Origin of the sequence: Nonomuraea monospora (assembly GCF_039531895.1) — a bacterium.
GTDB lineage: Bacteria > Actinomycetota > Actinomycetes > Streptosporangiales > Streptosporangiaceae > Nonomuraea > Nonomuraea monospora.
The window spans coordinates 92,349-112,518 of record NZ_BAAAQX010000035.1; the positions used below are offsets into that span (position 1 = coordinate 92,349).

A 20,170-nucleotide genomic window follows, 5' to 3' on the forward strand; every position below is an offset into this window, starting at 1 on the left:
GCGCGGAGGCGGCCCGCCGCCCGGGGTTCCCCTCAACTCTCAGAGCCAGCCGGCGGCCAGCGTGGTAAGGCCGGTGGCCAGGCCGCCCAGCCAGCACGCGGGATCGTGGCCGCCGTTGTACTCGGTGAGGCTCACCTCGTACCCCTGGCCGGCGAGCGTCTCGGCGAAGCGGCGGTTCTGCGCCAGCAGCATCCACTCCAGGACGCCGACCTCCACGTGGAACCGCACCGGCAGGCGGGGCGCGCGGGCGTACCTGCGGGTCAGCCACTCGGGGTCGTCGTCGCTCCACCAGTACGAGCCCGACTGCGACAACACGTTGCCGAACCGCTCGGGAGCCACCAGCGCGGCATAGGACGCGGTCAGCCCGCCGAAGCTCTGCCCCGCGATCACGGTCAGGCCGGGGTCGGCGCTGGCCTGCCACTCGCGTTCCGCCCACGGCAGCAGCTCGCCCGCGAGGAAACGGACGAACGGCTCGTGACAGGCCAGCTCCCGGTGCCGGGTGGGCCGGTCCACGGAGTCGGGCATGAGCACCACGGCGGGCGGCAGGTGGCCGTCGGCGATCAGGTTGTCGAGCGTGGGGCCGATCCGCCCGGCCCACACCTCGCCGTCGAGCAGCACCACCACCGGGTACGGCCCCGTACCGTGACCGGGCGGCGCGTACACCCACACCCGCCGTCCCGAGACCCTTTCCTCGGTCACTCGCCCCCGGGGGACGCCGGGCCTGGGGTCGCGGTAGGGCTGCGGCGGGGCCTGCGGCAGCTCCAGCAGCGACGCGGGGTGGCGGTCGGGCGAGTTCGGGACCGTGCGGGGGTTGCGAGGGTCGGGCAGCGCGGCGCGCATGACCTTCAGCCAGGACTCCCTGTCGGTGCCCGGCAGGGTGTCGCACGGCAGGATCTGGTAGCTGGCGCGCAGGTCGGCGTCCAGCTCGTACGTCAGGTGCAGCAGGTCCGTGCCGGGCAGCGGCGTCATGACGTGACCCGTGATGTCGCCCGCGTGCCTGTCGCGGTCGGTCACGGTGTTGATCAGCACCACCGCCCGCTCCGCCGCCGGACCCGCCTCCCACAGGAACGTCACCCGGCACTTGCCCGGCGTGTCCGCGGGCTCGATGACGGGCGTGGCCGACTCGGTGAGGGTTGCGGGCGTCATGGTTCACGACCTCCGGTCTGACATCAGGGTCCACAGCAGGAAGGGGCCGCCGAGGATGCTCGTGACGACCCCGACGGGGATCTCGGCGCCGTCGGTGAGCACTCGTCCGGCCGTGTCGGCGACCACCACGAGTGCCGCGCCGGCCAGCGGCGCGCCGACGAGCGGGAGCCGGGCGGGGCCGGCCAGCCTGGCGGCGATCACGGGGGCGGCCAGCGCGACGAACGCGATCGGCCCCGCCACGCCGACCGCAAGCCCGGCCAGCACCACCGCCTGGATCAGCAGGAACAGCCTGGTCAGGCGGGGATCGACGCCCAGCGCGGCGCTGACGTCCTCGTCGTGACGCAGCACCGCCAGGCGGCGGGCCAGCGCCAGCGCGGCGGGCAGCAGCACCGCCAGCCCTGCCGCCACCGGCAGCGCCACCGGGTAGCCGCGCCCGGCCAGGCTGCCGACGCTCCAGGAGTGGACGGCGGTGGCGGAGCCGAGGCCCTGCCAGGCGAGCAGCGACTGGGTGAGCGCGCCGGTGAGGGCGGTCAGCGCCAGGCCCGTCACGATGAAGCGGTAACCCTGCCTGCCGACGCCGCCCGAGACGGCGAACACCGCCAGCGCCGCCGCCAGCGCCCCCGCCGGGCCGATCCACCAGTGGGCGAACAGGGTGCCCGTCAGCATTCCGGCGAGCATGATGGCGATGACGGCGCCCTGGTTGACGCCCAGCAGGTCGGGGGTGGCCAGGCGGTTGCGGGCCAGCGCCTGCGTCAGGCAACCCGACAGGCCCAGCGCGGCTCCGGCGACCACGGCGGCCACCACGCGTGGCAGGCGGATCTCCTGCACCAGCAGGACGTGGCCGCCCTTGCCGGTGCCGAACAGCGCCTGGAACGCCTGGGCCGCCGTCATGCTCGACTGGCCCGCCATGACGGCAGCCGCCACGGCGGCGGTCGCCACGGCCAGCAGGAGCACGGCCACCAGGGTCGATCGCACGGGCACCAGCGCCGACCAGCGCCCGGCCCGGACGGGCAGCACGTCGGACGGCAACACCCGCCCCGGCCCCCCGCCGCTCGCCTGCCCGTGCAACCCGCCGCCTTGCGCTGCGGCGTCTGCGGGCGCCACGCCACTCACCGCTGGGCGGCCTGCCACTGCGCGGCTCGCCGTGCGGCTGGCTCCTGAGCCGTCCGCCCCCCTCGTGTCTCTCCTTACCCGGCGGAAGGCGGCGCGTGCGAGGCGGTGGGTGAGCCCCGCACCCGACCGGGCCGGAACCAGGTCGCGAGCCCCGGCGGCCACGGCCCGCGACCGCGCCACGACGACCAGCACCGGCGCCCCGATCAACGCCACCAGCAGCGCCACCGGCGCCTCGTACGGCCGCATCACGACCCGCGCCAGCACATCGGCCCCGACCAGAACCACGGCCCCGGCCAGCCCCGACAGCACGATCTGCGCCCCCACCCGCCCCCTGATCGCGCTCCGGGCCACGTACCCGGCCAGCAGCCCCAGAAAGCCGATCGGCCCCGCCACCGCCACCGCCGCCGCACTCAGCAACGTCACCGCCACCGTCACCCACAACCGCGTACGCCCGGGCCGATGCCCGAGCGCCACCGCCATGTCGTCACCGAGCGCGAGCGCCGCCAGCGGCCGGGCGGCGAAGGCGGCCATCACGAGCCCGGCCACGATGGCGGGCGCGATCGACAGCACCCGTTCCATGGGGATCCCGGCCAGCGACCCGAGCACCCAGTACCGGTATTGGTCGAACGTCACCGGATCGGCCACCAGCACGGCGGTGGTGATCCCGGTGAGCGTGGCCGACAGGGCGGCCCCGGCCAGCACCAGCTTGAGCGGCGACATCCGCGAGCCGAGCACCAGCACGACCCCGGTGGTGGCGAGCGCGCCGCCGAGCGCCCACGCCAGGTAGGCGCCGCCGGTCTGCGCGCCGGCGGCGACGATCCCGGTGACGACGCCCAGCGCGGCGCCCGCGTTCACGCCGAGCAGCCCGGTCTCGGCGAGCGGGTTGCGGGTGACGGACTGCAGCAGCGTCCCGGAGACGCCGAGCGCGCCGCCGACGGCGACGGCGGCGAGCGTGCGCGGGAGGCGCAGCGTGTCCACGACCATCCGCAGGTGGCTGTCGCCGCCGGCGCCGAGCAGGTAGCCGATGACCTGGCCGGGTGCGACGCGGCCCGCGCCGGTCAGGACGGAGGCCGCGCACAGGGCGATCAGCGCGAGGGCACCCAGTCCGAAGGCACGGGCTTGCGTAAACATAAGGTAAGGCTAACCTAAAATAGGCAAGCCTTCCCTAACTTCACTCGTGGAGCTCGTATGGCCCCTCTCCGCAGGCTCGGCGGACTTCTCCTCACCGCCGCCGCCGTCCTGACCGCCGTGGCGTGCGGCGCGTCCTCCACGCCCGCCACCCCCACCGGCGCCGCTGTACGGGAGGTCAAGGACGCCACCGGCACCCTGATCAAGGTCCCGGCCGCGCCCCAGCGGGTGGTCACCCTGACCCAGGAGGACCTGGACTCCGTGCTGGCCCTGGGGGTCAAGCCCGTGGGCATCACCAACGGGCAGGGCATCGACACGCCGCCCGCGTACCTGGCCGACAAGGTGCAGGGCATCCCGATCGTCGGCAACCTGCTGCAACCGGTCATCGACAAGGTCGTCGAGGCCGACCCGGACCTGATCCTCGCCGGCGACATGCAGGACCAGCAGGTGCTCGACCAGCTCCGCAAGATCACCCCGGCTACGGTGGTGACGATGGCGCCCACCGACGACTGGAAGCTGTCGTTCATGGCGGTGGCCAACACGCTCAACAAGCTCGACGTCGCCAAGCAGGTCATGGCCGCCTACGACGCCCGCGTCACCGAGGCCAAGGGCAAGGTCGAGCCCGCCGAGGTGAGCATCGTCCGCTGGAACCCGCAGGGCCCGAGCTGGATGGAGAAGCGGCAGTTCGCCGGGTTCGTGGCCGCCGACCTCGGCCTGACCCGTCCCGCCGCCCAGGACAAGGACGGCACCGCCCACTCCATGCCGCTCAGCCTGGAGGCGCTGTCCGACATCGACGGCGACTGGCTGTTCGTCTCCACGCTCACCGCCGACGGGCAGAAGACGCTCGACGAGGTCAAGCAGACGCCGGCGTTCAAGGAGCTGAAGGCCGTCAAGAACGATCACGTGGTGTCCGTGAACGGCTCCGTGTGGAGCACCCGCGGCGCGCCGCTGGCCGCCGGCATCGTCCTGGACGACCTGGTCAAGGCCCTGTCCGGAAGCTGAGCCCGTCCGCACGGCGGGCGGCCCCCGCCGCCCGCCGCACCCCTCCGACGCCGAGGACCCCGCATGGCCAGAAGCAACCTCAACACCAGCCGCATCAAGCCCAGGACCTCCGAACTGCTCATCCTCCAGGTGCTCCGCCGCGCGCGCCTGTCGCCGCACTTCGCCCGCGTCACGCTCGGCGCCGGGGACGTCAACCGCTTCGTGCCCATGGGGTACGACCAGTGGTTCCGCCTCTTCCTGCCCGTCGCCGCCGACTCGCTGGCCCGCCTGCCCGACCGGCTCACCACCCTCAGCTACGCCAAGTTCCTGACGATCTCCAAGACCTCCCGCCCCGTGCTGCGCAACTACTCCGTACGCGCCCACCGCCCGGACGGGCCAGAAGGCCCCGAGATCGACGTGGACTTCGTCCTGCACGGCTCGGCCGCCGACGGCACGGCCGGGCCCGCCGCCACCTGGGCCGAGACCTGCGCGCCCGGCGACAGCGTGGCCATCATCGACGAAGGCGTCGGCTTCAACCCGCCGCCCGGCACACGACGCGTCGTCCTGGTGGCCGACGAGAGCGGACTGCCCGCGATGGCCGGCATCCTCGCCTCCCTCCCGCCGGACACCGTCGGCCACGCCCTGGCCGAGATCCCCGCCCCGGAGGACCGTCAGCCGCTCGACGCGCCCGACGGCGTCGAGGTGACCTGGCTGGTACGCGAATCCCACACCGCCGCGCCCGGCGCCCTCGCCCTGGAGGCCGCCCGCGCCCTGCCGCTGCCCGGAGAGCCCTTCTACGGCTGGGTGGTGGGGGAGTCGGGGCTGGCCACGGGGTTGCGGCGGCATTGGGTGCGGGGCGGCGTGCCGAAGGAGCACATCATGTTCTGCGGCTACTGGCGGCGCTGACGGTCTCTTCGTAGGGTCAGGGACGGCCGTCTCGCGCCGCCTCTCCCGCAACCGTCCCGGCACCGTCGCTTCACATCAGCTCGTACGGCTCCTCAGGCGCGGCGACCGGCACCACCTCGTCCACCCCGATCGCAGGCTCGTCACGAGGCACCCAGGTCCCGGTCACCCGCACCCACTGGTCCTCACGCGGCGCCGCAGCCCCTTCCACGGCCACCTCCAGAACGAACGCGTCAGCGGCGCAACAGGCCATCCGCATCCTCGCCACGTACCAGCCGCCAGGCACATGCACCACGAACCCGGTCAGACTGACACGGCGGCCCGCCAGCGACCGCCCCGCCATGGCCCGCCCCGTGAACTCACCCAGCGTCAGCTCCGCCACCCCCTCCCCGAGGGCCGCGGTGTAGCCGGCGGCGGGCGGGGGCGCGGTGACGCCGTTCCTGGCCGCGTACGAGCCGAGGGGCGGCGGAACCACCACCACGATCGCGAACACCGGCACCACCAGCAGCCACGCCACCCGAGGCGCACGCCCACGCCCGAGGAACGCCGGGATCGCGAGCAGCACCAGGGCCACACCCGTCACCACGAGCGCGGGCCGGTACCCGGGCCGGACGTAGTTGGCGTACATCGACGAGAACGCCGACACGGCCAGCAACGTCGCCCCCAGCACCAGCAGCACGCTCGCCTGCGACCGCCCACTCACTCGCGCCCCCCGCTCACAGCACCGCCCATCCGGCCACGAAACTGACGCCGATCGCCAGGCCCAGCGTCATCGGCACGAACCGCCGTACGAAAGCCACCCCGAACGTGCCTGCCTGCAACGCGATCAGCTTCAGATCCACCATCGGCCCCACCACCAGGAACGCCAGCTTCGCCGTCGGCGAGAACGCCGTCAGCGAAGCCGCCACGAACGCATCGGCCTCGGAACAGATCGACAACAACACCGCCAGAAACGCCAGCACCAGCACCGACACCACCGGCACCCCGGCCACGGCGGTCAGCCACTCACGAGGCACCACCACGTTCAACGTCGCCGCCGCCAGCGCCCCCACGACCAGGAACCCGCCCGCGTGCAGCAGATCGTGACACATCGCCCCCGTGAACGCGTCCCACCGCCCGCCATGCCCGTCGTGCCCAGAGGCCGCCCGGCGCGGCACGGGCAGCCACTCCGCGCGTCCGAACCGCGCCCAGACCCACCCCGCAAGCACCGCCACCGCCAGGGACGCGCAGAACCGCGCCACCACCATCGACGGCTGGCCGGGAAAGGCCACCGCGGTCGCCACCAGCACGACGGGGTTGATCGCGGGGGAGGCGAGCAGGAACGCCAGCGCCGCGGGCGCCGCCACCCCGCGCGCCATCAGCCCGGACGCGACCGGCACCGACGCGCACTCGCACCCCGGCAGCACCGCCCCGGCCACACCCGCGACCGGCACCGCAGCGTAGGGGTGGCGGGGCAGCGCACGCGTCCAGAACGAGGCGGGCACGAACGCGGTGATCGCCGCCGACAGCGCCACCCCGAACAGCAGGAACGGCAGCGCCTGCACGCACACCGCCACGAACACGGTGGCCCAGGTCCGCAGCGCCGGATGCGTCAGTAGCGGCGCGAGCCAGAACCTGCCCGCCACCAGCAGCCCGGCCAGCACCACGAACGCCCACGGCCACCCGGTGCCGCGCCGCTCCGCCGCCTGAGTCATCACCCTCCACCCGATCAATGGCGGGACTTAGTATGACATGTCCCCGACAACGGTTTTCATTGTTTCCAGGAGCCCGGATTTTGTCGTGGCCGCTCGCTAGGGTCCCGGTTCATGGCACAAGCGCTGGCGCCGCACACGCGCCCCCGACCCTCCTCGCCCACGCCCGCGTCCGCCTGGGAGGAGACCCTCGCGAGGGTCACGTCCGGCGACGTCGCGGGGCTGGCGGCGTACCTGGTCACGCTGGACGAGCCGGCCCGCAGGAAGGTGGCGGCGGAGCTGCCCGGCTACGTGACCGCCACCGCCCGCACGGCCGGATGGCGGGAGTGGGCGGCGCAGGGCAGGCCACTCCTCGTGGCGGGCGTCGCCTGCATGGGCGGCGCGTCGGCCGTGACGGCGTGGCTGTTCCGGCGCGAGCTGCCCCGCTGGCTCGGCGAAGCCGACATCGAGCTGCTCCTCGGCCTGCTGCGGCGGCGGCCGGTGGAGTGGCGGGCCGACGTGGCCCGCCGCGTCGCCGACCGCATGCGCCTGCCGCAGCCGCGGCACTGGGAGCTCGCCGCCGCGCTCGTCCGCGAGACGGGCATGGAGCCGCCGGGCGGGGAGCCGTTCGTCGTCGGGTGGCTGCGCAGGCTGCACCCGGATACGGCGGGCCGCGACCCGCTGCTGGCCGCGTACGGGCACCGCATCTTCGACCTCGACGCCCTGGCCCAGACCCCGCTCTGGCGGGTCGTCGAGACGGTCGTGCACCTCGTCCACCAGGGCCTGCTCGATCGTGCGGCCGTCATCGACGCCGTCGTGCGGCGGCTGCTGCGCGACGGCCCTGCGGCGCGCGCGGAGCTCGCGGGCCTGCACGACCGGCTCGACCTCGACATCGACGAGTCGGCCCGCTACGCCAGGAACTACGCGGGCCTGCTGCCCGCCGGCCCCGTCGCGGTGGCCGACGTGGCGCTGGCGCAGTTGCGGCGGCTGGAGGAGGCGGGGCGGCTCCCGGAGGAGCTGTTCGCCGAGGCGATGGGGGCGCTGGCGTTCCGGCCGGAGAAGAAGCTGCTGCGCGCCGCCGTGTCGTGGGCGGGCGACGCCGTGCTGCGTGACGCGGGCCGCGCCGACACCGTCCTCGACGCCCTGTCCACGATCTTCACCCAGGACACGCTCGCGCTCCAGGAACGCGCCGTACGCCTGGCCGTCCGGCTCGCCCCGCACGCCGGGCCCGCCGGTCACGCGTCGGTCCGGCAGTCCGCGGCCGACCTGCCCGCCGAGCTGCGCGAGAAGATCTCCGCCGCGTACGGGGGCGGCATCGCCGAGGCGTCCCCGCCCGCCGCGCCGCCGCTGTCGGCGGGGGAGGGGCCGCCGCTGCCGCCGCCCATCGCCTCGCCCGAGGAACTCGTCGTGGAGCTGGAGGCGTTCCGCTGGCCGCCGGACGTGTACGCCTTCGAACGCCTCCTCGCGGGCCTCGCCGAATGGTCGCACCGCGATCCCGAACGGCTCAGGCAGGCGCTTCGGCCCTGGTGGCACCCCTTCGACCCGGCCACGTACGGACATCACGGCCGGGAGATCCACGAGAGCCTCTACACCGCCGTGTCGCGGGCGTTCCTCGCCTTCGCCGCCCCGGAACACAGCAGGAAACTGACGTGGCAAGGCCCCAAACGGCGCCGCTATCCCGACGCCCCTGGCGCGATCGAGCTGCTCTACCGGCGCCGCGCCATGGAGCTGGTGACCCCCTTCGAGGAGGGCGCCGGCTACCCGGTGCTGCTGGCCACGCCCACCTCGGGCACCGGCCACCTCGACCCGTCCGTGCTGCTGGACCGGCTGGAGCGGCTGGAGTCCGCCGGGATCGAGGCCCTGCCGGCCGACCTGGCCCAGGCCCTGCTTCGCTTACCGCGCCGGACCGCGCCCGCCGACGCCGAGCGGACGCCGCACCCGGTCACGCCTGCTGACGCCGAGCCGCCACCTGCGCTGACTCCGGCCCGGACCGAGCCCGCCGACGCCGGATGGGCGCTTGAGCTGACGCCCCCCCAGGTCGCGTCCACCGGCGTCGGATGGGCGTCCGGGCTGACGTCGCCCCAGGTCGCGTCCGCCGACGTCGGGCGAGCGTCCGGGCTGACGCCGCGCCGAATCACGCCCGCCGACATCGAGCGGGCGTCCAGACTGACGTCCCGCGCGGGGCGCACGTGTGCCGCGTGGATGCGCGACGGCGGCATGCCCGACCCGGCCGCGACCGTCGCCGTGGACCGAACAGGCGGCTTCCTGATGCTCCAGGGCGCCCTCACACCACCCGACCCAAGCCTGCCCGCCGAGATCCGCGCCCTGTTCGAGGTCCAGAACGGCCACACGTACTCACTCACCTGGTGGCCCCTCGCCCTCCCCGCCCACCGCGAGGTCGCCGCCGCCCACCTGGTGGGCTACCTGCCGTGGTCCATGGACGCCAACGACCGGCAGACCCAGGTCCTGACCACCCTCGCCCACGGCGACGGCCCCCTCGGCGCCGCCACCGCCCACGCCCTGGTGTGCGGCATGAACCACGTCAACCCGGCCGAACGCGCCGCCGCCACCGACGCCTTCCTCACCCTCGCCGCCCGCGGCGAGATCCCGTCCCAAGCCCTCGCCGAGGCAGTGACGACCCTGGTCACGGCCGACTTCGTCAAGCTCAACCGGGTGGTCTCCGTCCTGGACGACGCCACCCAGGCGGGGGCCCACGACGCGGTGTGGGCGGTGATCTCGGGCGTACTGGCGGGCCTCCTGCCCAGGGAAGGCGAGCGCCCCCGCGCGGGCGCGGCCGACCTGCTGGCGGCGGGGGCACGGGCGGCGAGGATCGCGGGCGTACGGACGGAGCTGCCCGAGGTGGCGGCGGTCGCGAGCCGCAAGGGTTCGAGCCGCCTGGTCCAGGAAGCGCGACGCCTCGTCCAACTGGTCGGAGGCGCACGCTGACGCGCGGCGACCCGTCCAGCTCATCGCAGGCGCGCGCTGAGGTGCGGCGGCTCATCCAACTCGGCGGGGATGCGCGCTGACGCGGGGCCTCACTCCACGACCGCTGTCACCTCGGCCTCGATGAGGATGCCAGGCTCGAAGAGCACCTCCACCCCGATCAGCGCAGCGGGCGGCGTGGCGATGTCGAACTCGCGCGCCGCCTGCTCGATCCCCGCGTTGAACGCGTCGTACATCTCCCTCTTCCACCCCGCCGCGTACCACGTCATCCGCACGACGTCATGAAAGGTCGCCCCAGCCGCGGCCAGCCCTTTGGCGACGTTGCGATAAACCTGCACCACCTGCCCGGCGAGATCCCCGGGCGCCACCAGCTCGCCGTTCTCGTCCCAGGCCACCTGCCCCGCGATGTGCACCTGCCTGCTCCCCGTCGCCACCGCCACATGGTGGTAGACGGGGACGCGCACATGTCCTTCGGGGTTGATGAGCGTAACAGCCACGCGATCTCTCCTTGCTCTCTTGCGGTTACTGAGGAACTGTAGGAGAGTGTGCGCTGACGTGGAAGAACGCACTTTTCGGTGACTGGGGAACCAAATGGTGAGCAAGCAGGTCAGCAACCTGTCCGACGAGGCGGATCTGAGGCGCGCCGACTCCCTGGCCCGCGAGATCTTCTCGGACGTCGCCAACAAATGGGCCCTGCTCATCATCGAGGCCCTCGGCGATCGCACCCTCCGCTTCAGCGAACTGCGCAAGGAGGTGGAGGGCATCAGCCACAAGATGCTCACCCAGAACCTGCGCATGCTCGAACGCAACGGCCTGGCCGAGCGGAAGGTGCACCCTACGGTCCCGCCGCGCGTCGAGTACACCCTCACCCAGCCTGGCCAGGCCCTGCGCGCGACGGTGGACCTCATCTGCGGCTGGACCCACGAGTACTTCACCCACATCGAGTCGGCCCGCCACCGCTTCGACACCTAACCACCACCGCACGACCGCGCCGCCGCTTCGGCGCTTGGCGGCCTGCGGTGATCGGCCGGGGCGCCTGGCGCGTACAGCCCAGCCGGAACGCCGCCGCCTCGGCGCCCGGCCGACGATGCTCCCGGCCGCTCAGCCGAAGGCCGCCAGTGACACCGGCTGCCACTTGCGCCAGGTAGCCAGCCGCTCCTCGTACTCGGCCGCCACCACCTCGTACGACTTCCCGAAGAAGATCCGCGCCGGCGGATCGTCGGTGTCGGCCAGCTCCAGGATCGGCCCGCGCGTAGCCTTCGGATCCCCCAGATCCCACTCGGGCGCGGTGGCGGCCCGAACCCCGGCGTAGCCGGGATGCTCGGCGCTCGCCCGGACGCTCCCGCCGCCGAAGTCCGTCGAGTACGGCCCAGGCTCCAGGCAGATCACGTCGATGCCGAAGGACGCGACTTCCTGGCGCAGCGACTCCGACAGCCCTTCCACCGCCCACTTCGAGGCGTGGTAGGCGCCGATCCCGGGAAACGCCCGGACCCCGCCCTCGCTGGTGACCTGGATGACGCGGCCGTGCCCCTGCGCGCGCAGCACGGGCAGGACGGCCTGGGTGACCCACAGCGTGCCGAAGAAGTTGGTCTCCATCTCGGCCCGGATCTCGGCCTCGGTCAGCTCCTCGACCATGCCGAAGTGGCCGTAACCGGCGTTGTTGACCACCACGTCCAGCGTGCCGAAGTGCTCGGCCGCCCGCCGTACGGCGGCGAACACGGCCGCGCGGTCGGTGACGTCGAGCCGCAGCGGCAGCACGGCCTCGCCGTACCGCTCGACGAGGGGACGCAGGACGTCGAGGTCGCGCGCGGTGGCGGCCACCCGATCGCCCCGCTCCAGCGCGGCCTCGGCCCACTCCCGTCCGAACCCCTTGGACGTTCCGGTGATGAACCACGTCTTGGACATCGTGTCCACCTCTCGATCTGAATGCCTTCTAGTGCAACAGTAGTACAGAATGCATTAATTCCAAGCATGCTAGGCTCCAGTCCATGGAAGGCAGGCGAGACAGGAAGAAGCGGCAGACCCGCGAGCGGATCCAGGCAGCGGCGCTGGAGCTGTTCACCTCGAACGGCTACCGCAACACGACCATCGCGGCGATCGCCGAGCACGCCGACGTCGCGACGCGGACCGTCACGCTGCACTTCCCCACCAAGGAAGACCTGCTGTTCGCCGACGACCCGTTCGACCCGGACTCGCTGGCCGCCCGCCTCGCCCCCCGGCCCGGCGACACGCTGGACGCCGTCGGCGACTGGATGCGCGACACGATGCGTGCTCTCGACGAACACGACGCCGAGCAGGGCCGCGAGCCAGGCGAGATCTGGTCCCTGCGCACCAAGCGCGCCGCCCTGATCGCCGACGACGAAGATCTGCGCGCCCGCGCCCGCGCGAGCTACTACGAGCTGGAACGCCTGATCGCCGCCGCCATCGGCAAGGACCTGGGCCTCCCGCCCGACGCCCTCGCCCCCCGCCTGACCGCGTACGCCGTGGTGGGCGGCCTTCGCGAGCTGTACACGACCCGCGAGGCCCGCCACCGCGAAGACCTGCCCGCCCTGGTGGATCGCGTGCTCCACTTCGCCCGCGCGGGCCTGGCCCAGCTCACCACCGACCCCGGGAAGCCTTCCAGCCCCTGACGAAGGCTCCCCGGCGGGCCGGAATGCTGCCCGAACGCCCCTTGTTCGCGTGCCACCCCGGAGGCGACGTCGAAATACCATCCGCGCGCCGGAGTCGCCGTGACGGCGTCGGTGTGCGGCAGGCCGAAGGCGCCGCCCGTCCCTCTCGCCGCTGCCGGTATCCACGCCGCACTGGTGTTCTTGATGAAGCAGGCCTCACGCTGAGACGGTGACGGCCTCTCCTCCGCCACCCCAGCCCACAGGGCACCGATGGCCGCGTGTGCTGGCCAAGTCGGCGGCCCTGGTGTCCCTGGTTCTGCTGGGCGTCGGCGTGTGGGCGTTCTTCTCGGACGCCCCCGGCGAGCCCGACGTGGTCCTGGACGTGCTGGACGTCCTCGACAAGCGGGCCAGCGTGGTGAGCATGTTCGCCGGCGTCCTCGGCCTGCTCATCTCCACGGCCACGCTGTGGACGCAACTACGCCCTTCGGGCCCGCGGCCGGGCGGGGACGTCCTGGCGTGGAATGCCACGGGCGGCGACGAGATCGCCATCACCGGCGGTCACCTGGCGGCGGCCGTCCGGCAGCCGCCCCGCCCGAGGCCACCGGCCAGGCCGGTCCGGCTGCCGCCCCGCCCGCCGCAACTGGCCGGGCGCGATCAGACGCTGGCCGAGCTGCACGAGCGCCTGGCCGGCGATGGGGCGCTCCCGCACCTGATCGCGGTGCACGGGCTGGGCGGGGTCGGCAAGACCAGCCTGGTGGTCGAGTACGCCCACCGCTACCTGCACGAGTACACCCTCGTCTGGCACCTGCCCGCCGAGGACACCGCGCTGCTGTCGGCCGCGTACGCCAACCTGGCGGCGCTGCTGGCCGTGCGGCAGGCGACGGACCTGGCCGACCCCGTGGACCAGGTGCACGCCGCGCTCGCCGCGTACCCCGGCCGGTGGCTGCTGATCTTCGACAACGCGCCCTTCGCCGAGGCGCTGCGTGCCTTCCTGCCGCCGGCGGGGCCCGGCCACGTGCTGGTCACCAGCCGGTCGGCGCACTGGCCGTTCGACCACGGCCTGGAGCTGGACGTGCTGGACGCCGAGCCCGCGATGGCGTTCCTGCAAGCCCGCGCGGGCCAGGAGGACCAGGACGGGGCGGCCGCCGTGGTCACCGCGCTGGGCGCGCTGCCGCTGGCCCTGGAGCAGGCCGGCGCCTACATGGCCGACACCGGCACCACGATCACCGGCTACCACGGGCTCCTGCAGCACCAGCGCAGCACCATGCTCGCCCAGGGGGAGCCCTGGGGCTACCCCTCCCGGGTGGCCTCCACCTGGCAGCTCGCCTTCGAGACCCTGGCCGCGACCAACGTGCAGGCGATCTCCCTGATCCGGCTTCTGGCCTGCTACGACCCGGACGCCATCCCGTACCGGCTGCTCCTCACCCCGCTGGAGGCGCGCCACCCTCAGGACCTGCTCGTCACCGACGAGCTGAGGACGCAGCGCGGCCGCACGCTCGAAGCGCTGCGTTCGCTGCCCGGCAGCACTCTCGGCGTCAACGCGGCGATCAGCCTGCTGCGCCGGCACTGCCTGATCGGGCTGCCGGCCGCCGACCGGGTGTCGATCCACCGGCTGGTGCAGGCGGTCACGCTGGACAACGTCTCCGCCGCCTCCAGGGCCGCCTGGCAGCGAGCCGCCTGCGCCCTGTTGCACGCGGTGTTCCCCGCAGGCGGGGAGGTGGAGGCGGACGCGGAGGACACGGCCAACTGGCCCCGCTTCGCGCAACTGCTGCCGCACGCGCGGGCGCTCCTGCCGCTCGACGACCCCAACCTGTGCAAGATCGCCTGGTATCTGGGGGTGAGCGGCGACTACCGTACGGCGAAGCTGCTGAGCCTGCAGATCCACGAGCACCGCGCCGGCACCCTGGGCCCCGAGCACCCGCGGACCCTGAGCATCCGGCGCCAGCTCATCCGCTGGCTGGGCCAGGCGGGCGACCCCGCCGCCGCCCGCGACCAGGCGGCGGCCCTGGTGCCGGTGTGCGAACGCGTGCTCGGCCCCGAGCATCCCAACACGCTGATCGCACGGCACGAGCTGGCGCACTGGTCGGGCGCCTCGGGCGCGGCTGCCGCCACCGTGCGCGACCAGTACGTGCTGCTGCTCCCGTACGTGCGCAAGGTGCTCGGCGACGACGACGGCATGACGCTGCGCGTCCGGCACACCCACGCCATCTGGACGGGACGCGCGGGGGACCCGGCGGGCGCACGCGACCAGCTCGCCGCCATCCACCTCATCGCGGAGCACGTCATGGGCGACGGCCATCCCGTCACGCTGCACATCAGGTACGCCCTGGCGTCCTGGACGGGCGAGGCGGGCGACGCGGCGGCGGCCCGCGACCAGGTGACCACTCTGCTGCCCGACCTGGAGCGCCTGCTGGGCGGCGAGCACCCCGTCACCCTGAAGGCCCGCCACTCGCTCGCCTCCTGGACGGGCGAGGCGGGCGACGCGGCCGCCGCCCGCGACCAGTTCGCCGCCCTCCTGCCCGACCTGGAGCGCCTGATCGGCCCCGTCCACCCCACCACCCTGGCCGCCCGCCGCGCCCTCGCCGACTGGACGTCCCGCGCCCGCTGAAAGGGCCGCGTCAGTACGCCTCATCAGGCCTTCCACCGAACTTGTTCTGCCGCGCCGAAATCAGGGCTTTCGGGCTCATCTCCCGCATGGCTACGATCGGGCACCGATCACCTGCACGGAGATCGTCCATGACAGCAACACCGACCGGCGAGGAGTGTCCCGCGCGTGACTGGATGGGGCAGGAGCAGGCGACCACGAGCCGGGGCCGCGGACGACGGGGCCGGGCCGCGGAAACCGGCCGGCGTGCGGCGGTTGTCGCTGCGTACGGTGCTGCTCATCATCGTGCTGGTGCCCAGCCTGACGTTCACGCCGCTGCTGGCGTCGGGCATGAACCAGCTCTTCAGCCAGTGGCGGACCGAGCAGGCCCAGATGGACCTGGCCACCTCGCTGGCCGGCAAGCCCGCGTCCGACCTGTTCTTCGGCCTGGACGCCGAGCGCAGGCTGACCGCCGAGTTCCAGGCGGGCCTGCGCAGGGGTTCGGCCGGTGAGCTGGCCACGGCGCGCGCGGCGACCGACCGGGCGGTGAACGCGTTCCTGCCGCTGTCGTCGCTGGACACCGGCGACGCGCCGGACGGGCTCGCCGACGCGGTCTCCCGCACCGCGAACAGCCTCGGCCGACTGGCCGAGCAGCGCCGGTCGGTGGACGCGGGATGGGCGGACGCGCAGAAGTCGTACGACTACTACAGCGGCCTCATCGAGTCGGCCATCGGCGTGCTGACCGTGCTCAGCCGGACCGACGAGGGCGAGGTGAGCAACAAGGCGCAGTTGCTCGTCGACCTGTTCTGGGTGGTCGACACGCTCGGCCGCGAGGACGCCCTGCTGGCCCGCGGCTGGGAGAGCAAGCGGCTGACGAGGGAGGAGTACCGTCTGGTCACCGACGCGATCGGCGCCAGGAGACACCTCCTGCAGACGCGGGTGCTGCCGGGGCTGACCGGCAACGAGACCAGGTACGCGGGGCTGATGAACAGCCAGGCCTGGCAGACGCTGACGGTCCTGGAGGGGCAGTTCGTCACGCCGGGCAGCGCCACCGAGGTGGGGCAGGTGACCCTGCGCGGCAACAGGTCGATGTGGCGCTCCTCGGCGGACACGGTCACCCGGCAGGTGCTGGAGCTGCTGCGGCTGCGCTTCGACAACGTGAGCGCGATCGGCTACGGCCACGCCGACATGATCTTCACGGTGTTCGTCATCATCAGCAGCGTCGGCCTGCTCGCGCTGGGCCTGGTGATCTTCACGAGCTGGCGGCTGACACGGATTCTCCGCCGCCGCATCGACCAGCTGCGCCAGGACGCCCTGGAGCTGCAGGAGCGGCTGCCCGACGTGGTCGCCAGGCTGGAGCGCGGCCAGGACGTGGACGTGGACGCCGAAGCCCACATGATCGAGCCCACCCAGGACGAGCTGGGCGAGCTGGGCCACGCGCTCAACCTGGCCCGCCGCAGCGCCGTGGCCACCGCCGTCCGGCAGGCCGAGCAGCATCGGGGCTTCCAGCGCATGCTGCAGCGCATCGCCCGGCGCACGCAGATCCTCATCGGCCTGCAACTGAAGAAGCTGGACGAGCTGGAGCGCAGGCACGAGGACCCCGAGGTGCTGGAGGGCCTGTTCGACCTGGACCACCTGACCGCCCGGCTGCGCCGCTACGAGGAGAACCTGGTGATCCTCGGCGGCGGCCAGCCGCAGCGGCGCTGGCGCAGGCCGGTGCGGCTGCTCGACGTGCTGCGCGCCGCGCAGGGCGAGGTCCAGGACTACCGGCGGATCTCGATCGAGGTCGAGGGCGGACCGTGGGTGGCCGCGCGCGCGGTCGGCCCGCTGGTGCACGTCCTGGCGGAGCTGATGGAGAACGCCACCGCCTTCTCCAAGCCGATCACCCCCGTCGAGGTGCGGGCCGCGCCGGTCAGCCGGGGCGTCGCCGTGGAGATCGAGGACCGCGGCCTGGGCATGGAGCCCGAGCAGTACGCCGCCGCCAACGAGCTGATGGCCGCGCCGCCCGAGCTCGACGTGATGACGCACGCCGAGGACGCGCGGCTCGGCCTGTACGTGGTCGCCCGCCTGTCGGCGAACCTGGGCCTGCAGATCGAGCTGCGTTCCTCCGCCTACGGCGGCACGCGCGTCGTCGTGCTGCTTCCTGAGGCCATGATCGTGGAGGCCCCGGAAGAGGAGGAGGTTCCTCCGGCCGAGGCGGCCGGCCAGCCGGACGTAGCGGAAGCCGTCCCCACGTCACGCGGAGACGAGCCGTTGCCCGCGCGCTCAAGAGGGCGCGCGATGGCGCAGGTGGCGGCCCAGGCGGCGGCCCAGAACGGCGCGCCGGACCGGAACGGGGCCCCGGACCACGGTGGCGAGCCCGCGCCGCTGCCCCAGCGGGTCCGCCAGGCCAGCCTGGCCCCCGAGCTCCGCAGGCCGGTGAGCACGCAGGAGCCGGCCGAACAGGACACCGGCCCGCTTCGTGATCAGCCACGCCGATCCGGTGCCACAATCGGTGCGTTCCAACGGCAGTCCCGCCGGCGCCGGACCGGTGACGACGCCTTCCCCACGCCTCCGGACCCGGACTCCGAGGCCGGTTCCCCTACGACGGAAGATCGATGATGACGCAGCGAACCACCGCCACCAACGCCGACCTGGACTGGCTCCTGGACCGCCTGGTCAATGAGGTCGCCGGCACCCGGCACGCCATCGTGCTGTCGGACGACGGCCTGGTGATCAGCCAGTCCAGGACCATCCAGCGCGCCAACGCCGAACGCCTGGCCGCGATCGCCACCGGCCAGCAGAGCCTGGCCAGGGGCGCCGGGGATCTCTTCGGCGGCGGGCAGGTCCACCAGGTCATCATCGAGCTGGCCGAGCTGTGGCTGTTCATCACCGCGGCGGGCCGCGGCACCCACCTGGCGGTCGTCGCCTCCCAGCAGGTGGACGCCGAGGTGATGAGCGAGGCGATGCACACCCTGATCCAGCAGGTCGGCCAGAAGCTCGGCACGGGGGCGCGCCCGCCGATGACCAGCAGGCCGGGGAGTCCCGGATGAAACACTGGACGGAGGACTTCGACGACGACGCCGACGAGCCCTTGGTCCGCCCCTACACGATCACCAGCGGCCGTACCGCCACCCAGCGGGACGACCTGACCCTGATCACCATGGTGACGGCGACCGCGGCGGGCGCTCCGCCGTCCAGACGCGACCTGAGGAAGCTGCAGCCGGAGCATCACACCCTCCTGGACCTGTGCCGGCGGCCGCTGGCGGTGGCGGAGCTGGCCTCCGCCCTGCACCTCCCGGTCTCCGTGACCAAGATCCTCATCGAGGATCTGGTCGAGGCCGGGCACGTGCTGGCCCAGCCGCCGCTGGCTTTCGCCCCGGCGAGCAGGCTTCCCGACATCACAATCCTGAAAGCGGTGAGGGATGGGCTACGCAAGCTCTGAGCACCAGGCCCGTGCTCCCCTGGCAGTCAAGATCCTCGTCGCCGGCGGGTTCGGCGTCGGCAAGACGACCATGGTCGGCGCGGTGAGCGAGGTCGCGCCGCTGCGTACCGAGGAGTACCTGACGCACGCCAGCGTCGGCGTGGACGACCTGGAGGGCCTGAGCGGCAAGTCCACCACCACCGTCGCGCTGGACTTCGGCCGCATCACCATCAACCACGAGCTGGTGCTCTACCTGTTCGGCACGCCCGGCCAGGAACGTTTCTGGTTCATGTGGAACGACCTCGTCAACGGGGCGCTGGGCGCCGTCGTCCTGGTGGACACCCGGCGGCTGGAGGTGAGCTTCGCCTCCATCGACTTCTTCGAGAACCGCGGCATCCCGTTCGTGGTCGGCGTCAACTGCTTCCACGGCGTCAGGGACCGGACGCCGGAGGAGATCCGCGCGGCCCTGGACCTCGACCCGCAGGTGCCGCTGGTGCTCTGCGACGCCCGCGAGCGGCAGGCGGGACGCGATGTGCTGCTGGCGCTCATCGACCATCTGATGGCCGCGGAGGAGCGCACCACACCGCATCCCGTGCCGTGACCGGCGGTCAGGCGTGCCCGTTGGCGGCGCACCAGCTCGCCCAGGTGGTGGCGCCCTTGCCGAGCTGCTTGTTGTAGAAGGAGGTCCAGGAGTTCTCGCTCGGCCCCGGCTGGGCGGGGGCGGCCTTGTACAGCGGGTAGCCCGCCTCGATCTCGGCCCGCAGCCACGGCTCGATCGCCGCGTACGAGCTGAGCGACCAGCTCCGGGCGTGGTAGGTGAGCTGGCCGCGCACCTCGGTCTCCGGCAGGCACATGAACGGCGCCCACGGGCTGGTCCGCGCCCAGCTGATCTTCGTCTTCATCGCGCCCTCCGGCACCCCGGCCTCGGTGCGGGCCGCCACCTCGCGCTTGTCCACGGAGAAGTCGAACATCTCCTGGGCCGCGTACACGCCGCCGACCAGGCCGAACTGCTCGCCGAGCGTGGTGGCGAAGTTCGTCCGGACGGGGATGTCGCTCGTCCAGACGCTCTCGTCGTGCAACTGCTGCAGCGGCGGGCCCGCGTAGGCGGGGGTGATCGTGAACGGGCCGAAGTTCACCGTGTCGTTGTTGATCGGGACGACCGGGTACGTCTTGCCGTCGATCGGGTTCTGCCACTCGCGCAGCACGCGCTGCGGATCCGCCGGGTCGGTGTAGAAGACGATCTCCCGGGAGAGCTGGTAGAGCTGGTTGGTGTCGGGCACCCGGTACAGCCGCCGGATGTTGTAGCCCTCGATGTTGAACAGCTTCTGGCCGTGCCGCATCGCCGGGTCCAGGCTGTTGCCCTCGATGTTGGCGTACACCGAGCCCGAGATCCTGAACACCATGTCCTTGCCGTCCGGACGCCCGAACGTCTGCAGGGACAGCTTCCCGCTCGTGTCGGTGACGGTCGCGTAGACCGGCCCTGGGTCTGTGGGGGCGGGGGCGCCGTCGCTGGCGGACGCGCCCGCCGCGCCGGTGGTGAGAAGTAAGGCGAGCGGAGCCAGCAGCCCCGCCAGACGTTTCGTGATCACGTTCGGCCTTTCGTGCCGAGAAGGAAGTGAACAGCGCCATATGTGATCATGCCGCGCGAACCGTTGTCCACTTTCTCCCGGAGAGGCGCGTTCCCTCACAG

General features: G+C 72.9%; 17 protein-coding genes. 10 read left to right on the forward strand and 7 right to left on the reverse strand.

Annotated elements, in window-relative coordinates; all coding sequences use genetic code 11:
• Positions 1 to 39 precede the first annotated feature (39 nt).
• Complete coding sequence (gene fes / locus ABD331_RS45715; protein ID WP_344490020.1) at positions 40 to 1,146, reverse strand: enterochelin esterase; 1,107 nt, start codon at positions 1,144 to 1,146, stop codon at positions 40 to 42.
• A 3-nt stretch (positions 1,147 to 1,149) separates the two neighbouring features.
• Entirely contained in the window at positions 1,150 to 3,390 is a 2,241-nt protein-coding gene (locus ABD331_RS45720; RefSeq protein WP_344490023.1) for an iron chelate uptake ABC transporter family permease subunit, read from the reverse strand.
• A gap of 57 nt (positions 3,391 to 3,447) precedes the next feature.
• On the opposite strand from ABD331_RS45720, the gene ABD331_RS45725 reads away from it, so the two are divergent.
• Together ABD331_RS45725 and ABD331_RS45730 are read left to right on the forward strand one after the other, a co-directional pair.
• Positions 3,448 to 4,389, forward strand: coding sequence for an ABC transporter substrate-binding protein (locus ABD331_RS45725; RefSeq protein ID WP_344490026.1), 942 nt, complete (start codon positions 3,448 to 3,450; stop codon positions 4,387 to 4,389).
• A 63-nt stretch (positions 4,390 to 4,452) separates the two neighbouring features.
• Positions 4,453 to 5,274 (forward strand): siderophore-interacting protein, encoded by an 822-nt coding sequence (locus tag ABD331_RS45730; RefSeq protein ID WP_344490029.1) that lies wholly within the window; start codon positions 4,453 to 4,455, stop codon positions 5,272 to 5,274.
• Between the two features lie 70 nt (positions 5,275 to 5,344).
• On the opposite strand, the gene ABD331_RS45735 is transcribed toward ABD331_RS45730, so the two are convergent.
• Complete coding sequence (locus ABD331_RS45735; protein ID WP_344490032.1) at positions 5,345 to 5,974, reverse strand: TIGR03943 family putative permease subunit; 630 nt, start codon at positions 5,972 to 5,974, stop codon at positions 5,345 to 5,347.
• A gap of 13 nt (positions 5,975 to 5,987) precedes the next feature.
• Positions 5,988 to 6,965, reverse strand: coding sequence for a permease (locus tag ABD331_RS45740; RefSeq protein ID WP_344490035.1), 978 nt, complete (start codon positions 6,963 to 6,965; stop codon positions 5,988 to 5,990).
• Positions 6,966 to 7,076: 111 nt separating this feature from the next.
• Here ABD331_RS45740 and ABD331_RS45745 point away from each other — a divergent pair, with 111 nt between their 5' ends.
• Entirely contained in the window at positions 7,077 to 9,887 is a 2,811-nt protein-coding gene (locus ABD331_RS45745) for a DUF7824 domain-containing protein (RefSeq protein WP_344490038.1), read from the forward strand.
• An 89-nt stretch (positions 9,888 to 9,976) separates the two neighbouring features.
• Here the strand turns inward: ABD331_RS45745 and ABD331_RS45750 are convergent, their stop codons facing one another.
• On the reverse strand, positions 9,977 to 10,381 hold the full coding sequence (locus ABD331_RS45750; protein ID WP_344490041.1) for a RidA family protein: 405 nt from the start codon (positions 10,379 to 10,381) through the stop codon (positions 9,977 to 9,979).
• A 94-nt stretch (positions 10,382 to 10,475) separates the two neighbouring features.
• Between ABD331_RS45750 and ABD331_RS45755 the strand changes: the two genes are divergently transcribed.
• On the forward strand, positions 10,476 to 10,856 hold the full coding sequence (locus ABD331_RS45755; protein WP_344490044.1) for a winged helix-turn-helix transcriptional regulator: 381 nt from the start codon (positions 10,476 to 10,478) through the stop codon (positions 10,854 to 10,856).
• Between the two features lie 129 nt (positions 10,857 to 10,985).
• Here the strand turns inward: ABD331_RS45755 and ABD331_RS45760 are convergent, their stop codons facing one another.
• Positions 10,986 to 11,789 carry an SDR family NAD(P)-dependent oxidoreductase gene (locus tag ABD331_RS45760; RefSeq protein ID WP_344490047.1) on the reverse strand — a complete coding sequence of 268 codons (804 nt, stop codon included), beginning with the start codon at positions 11,787 to 11,789 and terminating at the stop codon, positions 10,986 to 10,988.
• Between the two features lie 83 nt (positions 11,790 to 11,872).
• On the opposite strand from ABD331_RS45760, the gene ABD331_RS45765 reads away from it, so the two are divergent.
• The 6 genes from ABD331_RS45765 (at position 11,873) to ABD331_RS45790 (ending at position 19,081) form a co-directional block, all read left to right on the forward strand.
• Entirely contained in the window at positions 11,873 to 12,514 is a 642-nt protein-coding gene (locus tag ABD331_RS45765) for a TetR/AcrR family transcriptional regulator (RefSeq protein WP_344490050.1), read from the forward strand.
• 208 nt (positions 12,515 to 12,722) lie between these two features.
• Positions 12,723 to 15,101, forward strand: coding sequence for an FxSxx-COOH system tetratricopeptide repeat protein (gene fxsT, locus ABD331_RS45770; protein ID WP_344490053.1), 2,379 nt, complete (start codon positions 12,723 to 12,725; stop codon positions 15,099 to 15,101).
• A 165-nt stretch (positions 15,102 to 15,266) separates the two neighbouring features.
• Positions 15,267 to 17,678, forward strand: coding sequence for a sensor histidine kinase (locus tag ABD331_RS45775; protein ID WP_344490056.1), 2,412 nt, complete (start codon positions 15,267 to 15,269; stop codon positions 17,676 to 17,678).
• Positions 17,675 to 18,109, forward strand: a complete 435-nt coding sequence (locus ABD331_RS45780) for a roadblock/LC7 domain-containing protein (RefSeq protein ID WP_344490059.1) — start codon at positions 17,675 to 17,677, stop codon at positions 18,107 to 18,109. The genes ABD331_RS45775 and ABD331_RS45780 overlap by 4 nt, the downstream gene beginning before the upstream one ends.
• Positions 18,106 to 18,501, forward strand: a complete 396-nt coding sequence (locus ABD331_RS45785) for a DUF742 domain-containing protein (RefSeq protein ID WP_344490062.1) — start codon at positions 18,106 to 18,108, stop codon at positions 18,499 to 18,501. Before ABD331_RS45780 ends, ABD331_RS45785 begins: the two co-directional genes overlap by 4 nt.
• The gene (locus ABD331_RS45790) at positions 18,482 to 19,081 is read left to right on the forward strand and encodes a GTP-binding protein (RefSeq protein ID WP_344490065.1); all 600 of its coding nucleotides are present in this window, start codon (positions 18,482 to 18,484) and stop codon (positions 19,079 to 19,081) included. The genes ABD331_RS45785 and ABD331_RS45790 overlap by 20 nt, the downstream gene beginning before the upstream one ends.
• Before the next feature lie 7 nt (positions 19,082 to 19,088).
• Here ABD331_RS45790 and ABD331_RS45795 read toward each other — a convergent pair whose 3' ends face one another.
• On the reverse strand, positions 19,089 to 20,069 hold the full coding sequence (locus ABD331_RS45795; RefSeq protein WP_344490068.1) for a DUF1838 family protein: 981 nt from the start codon (positions 20,067 to 20,069) through the stop codon (positions 19,089 to 19,091).
• Positions 20,070 to 20,170 lie beyond the last annotated feature (101 nt).

Excerpts from the sequence above, each read along its gene's own strand:
- fes (WP_344490020.1), bottom strand. The coding sequence starts at position 1,146 with ATGACGCCCGCAACCCTCACCGAGTCGGCCACGCCCGTCATCGAGCCC.
- ABD331_RS45720 (WP_344490023.1), bottom strand. The coding sequence starts at position 3,390 with ATGTTTACGCAAGCCCGTGCCTTCGGACTGGGTGCCCTCGCGCTGATC.
- ABD331_RS45725 (WP_344490026.1), top strand. The coding sequence starts at position 3,448 with ATGGCCCCTCTCCGCAGGCTCGGCGGACTTCTCCTCACCGCCGCCGCC.
- ABD331_RS45730 (WP_344490029.1), top strand. The coding sequence starts at position 4,453 with ATGGCCAGAAGCAACCTCAACACCAGCCGCATCAAGCCCAGGACCTCC.
- ABD331_RS45740 (WP_344490035.1), bottom strand. The coding sequence starts at position 6,965 with ATGACTCAGGCGGCGGAGCGGCGCGGCACCGGGTGGCCGTGGGCGTTC.
- ABD331_RS45745 (WP_344490038.1), top strand. The coding sequence starts at position 7,077 with ATGGCACAAGCGCTGGCGCCGCACACGCGCCCCCGACCCTCCTCGCCC.
- ABD331_RS45755 (WP_344490044.1), top strand. The coding sequence starts at position 10,476 with ATGGTGAGCAAGCAGGTCAGCAACCTGTCCGACGAGGCGGATCTGAGG.
- ABD331_RS45760 (WP_344490047.1), bottom strand. The coding sequence starts at position 11,789 with ATGTCCAAGACGTGGTTCATCACCGGAACGTCCAAGGGGTTCGGACGG.
- ABD331_RS45765 (WP_344490050.1), top strand. The coding sequence starts at position 11,873 with ATGGAAGGCAGGCGAGACAGGAAGAAGCGGCAGACCCGCGAGCGGATC.
- ABD331_RS45780 (WP_344490059.1), top strand. The coding sequence starts at position 17,675 with ATGATGACGCAGCGAACCACCGCCACCAACGCCGACCTGGACTGGCTC.
- ABD331_RS45785 (WP_344490062.1), top strand. The coding sequence starts at position 18,106 with ATGAAACACTGGACGGAGGACTTCGACGACGACGCCGACGAGCCCTTG.
- ABD331_RS45790 (WP_344490065.1), top strand. The coding sequence starts at position 18,482 with ATGGGCTACGCAAGCTCTGAGCACCAGGCCCGTGCTCCCCTGGCAGTC.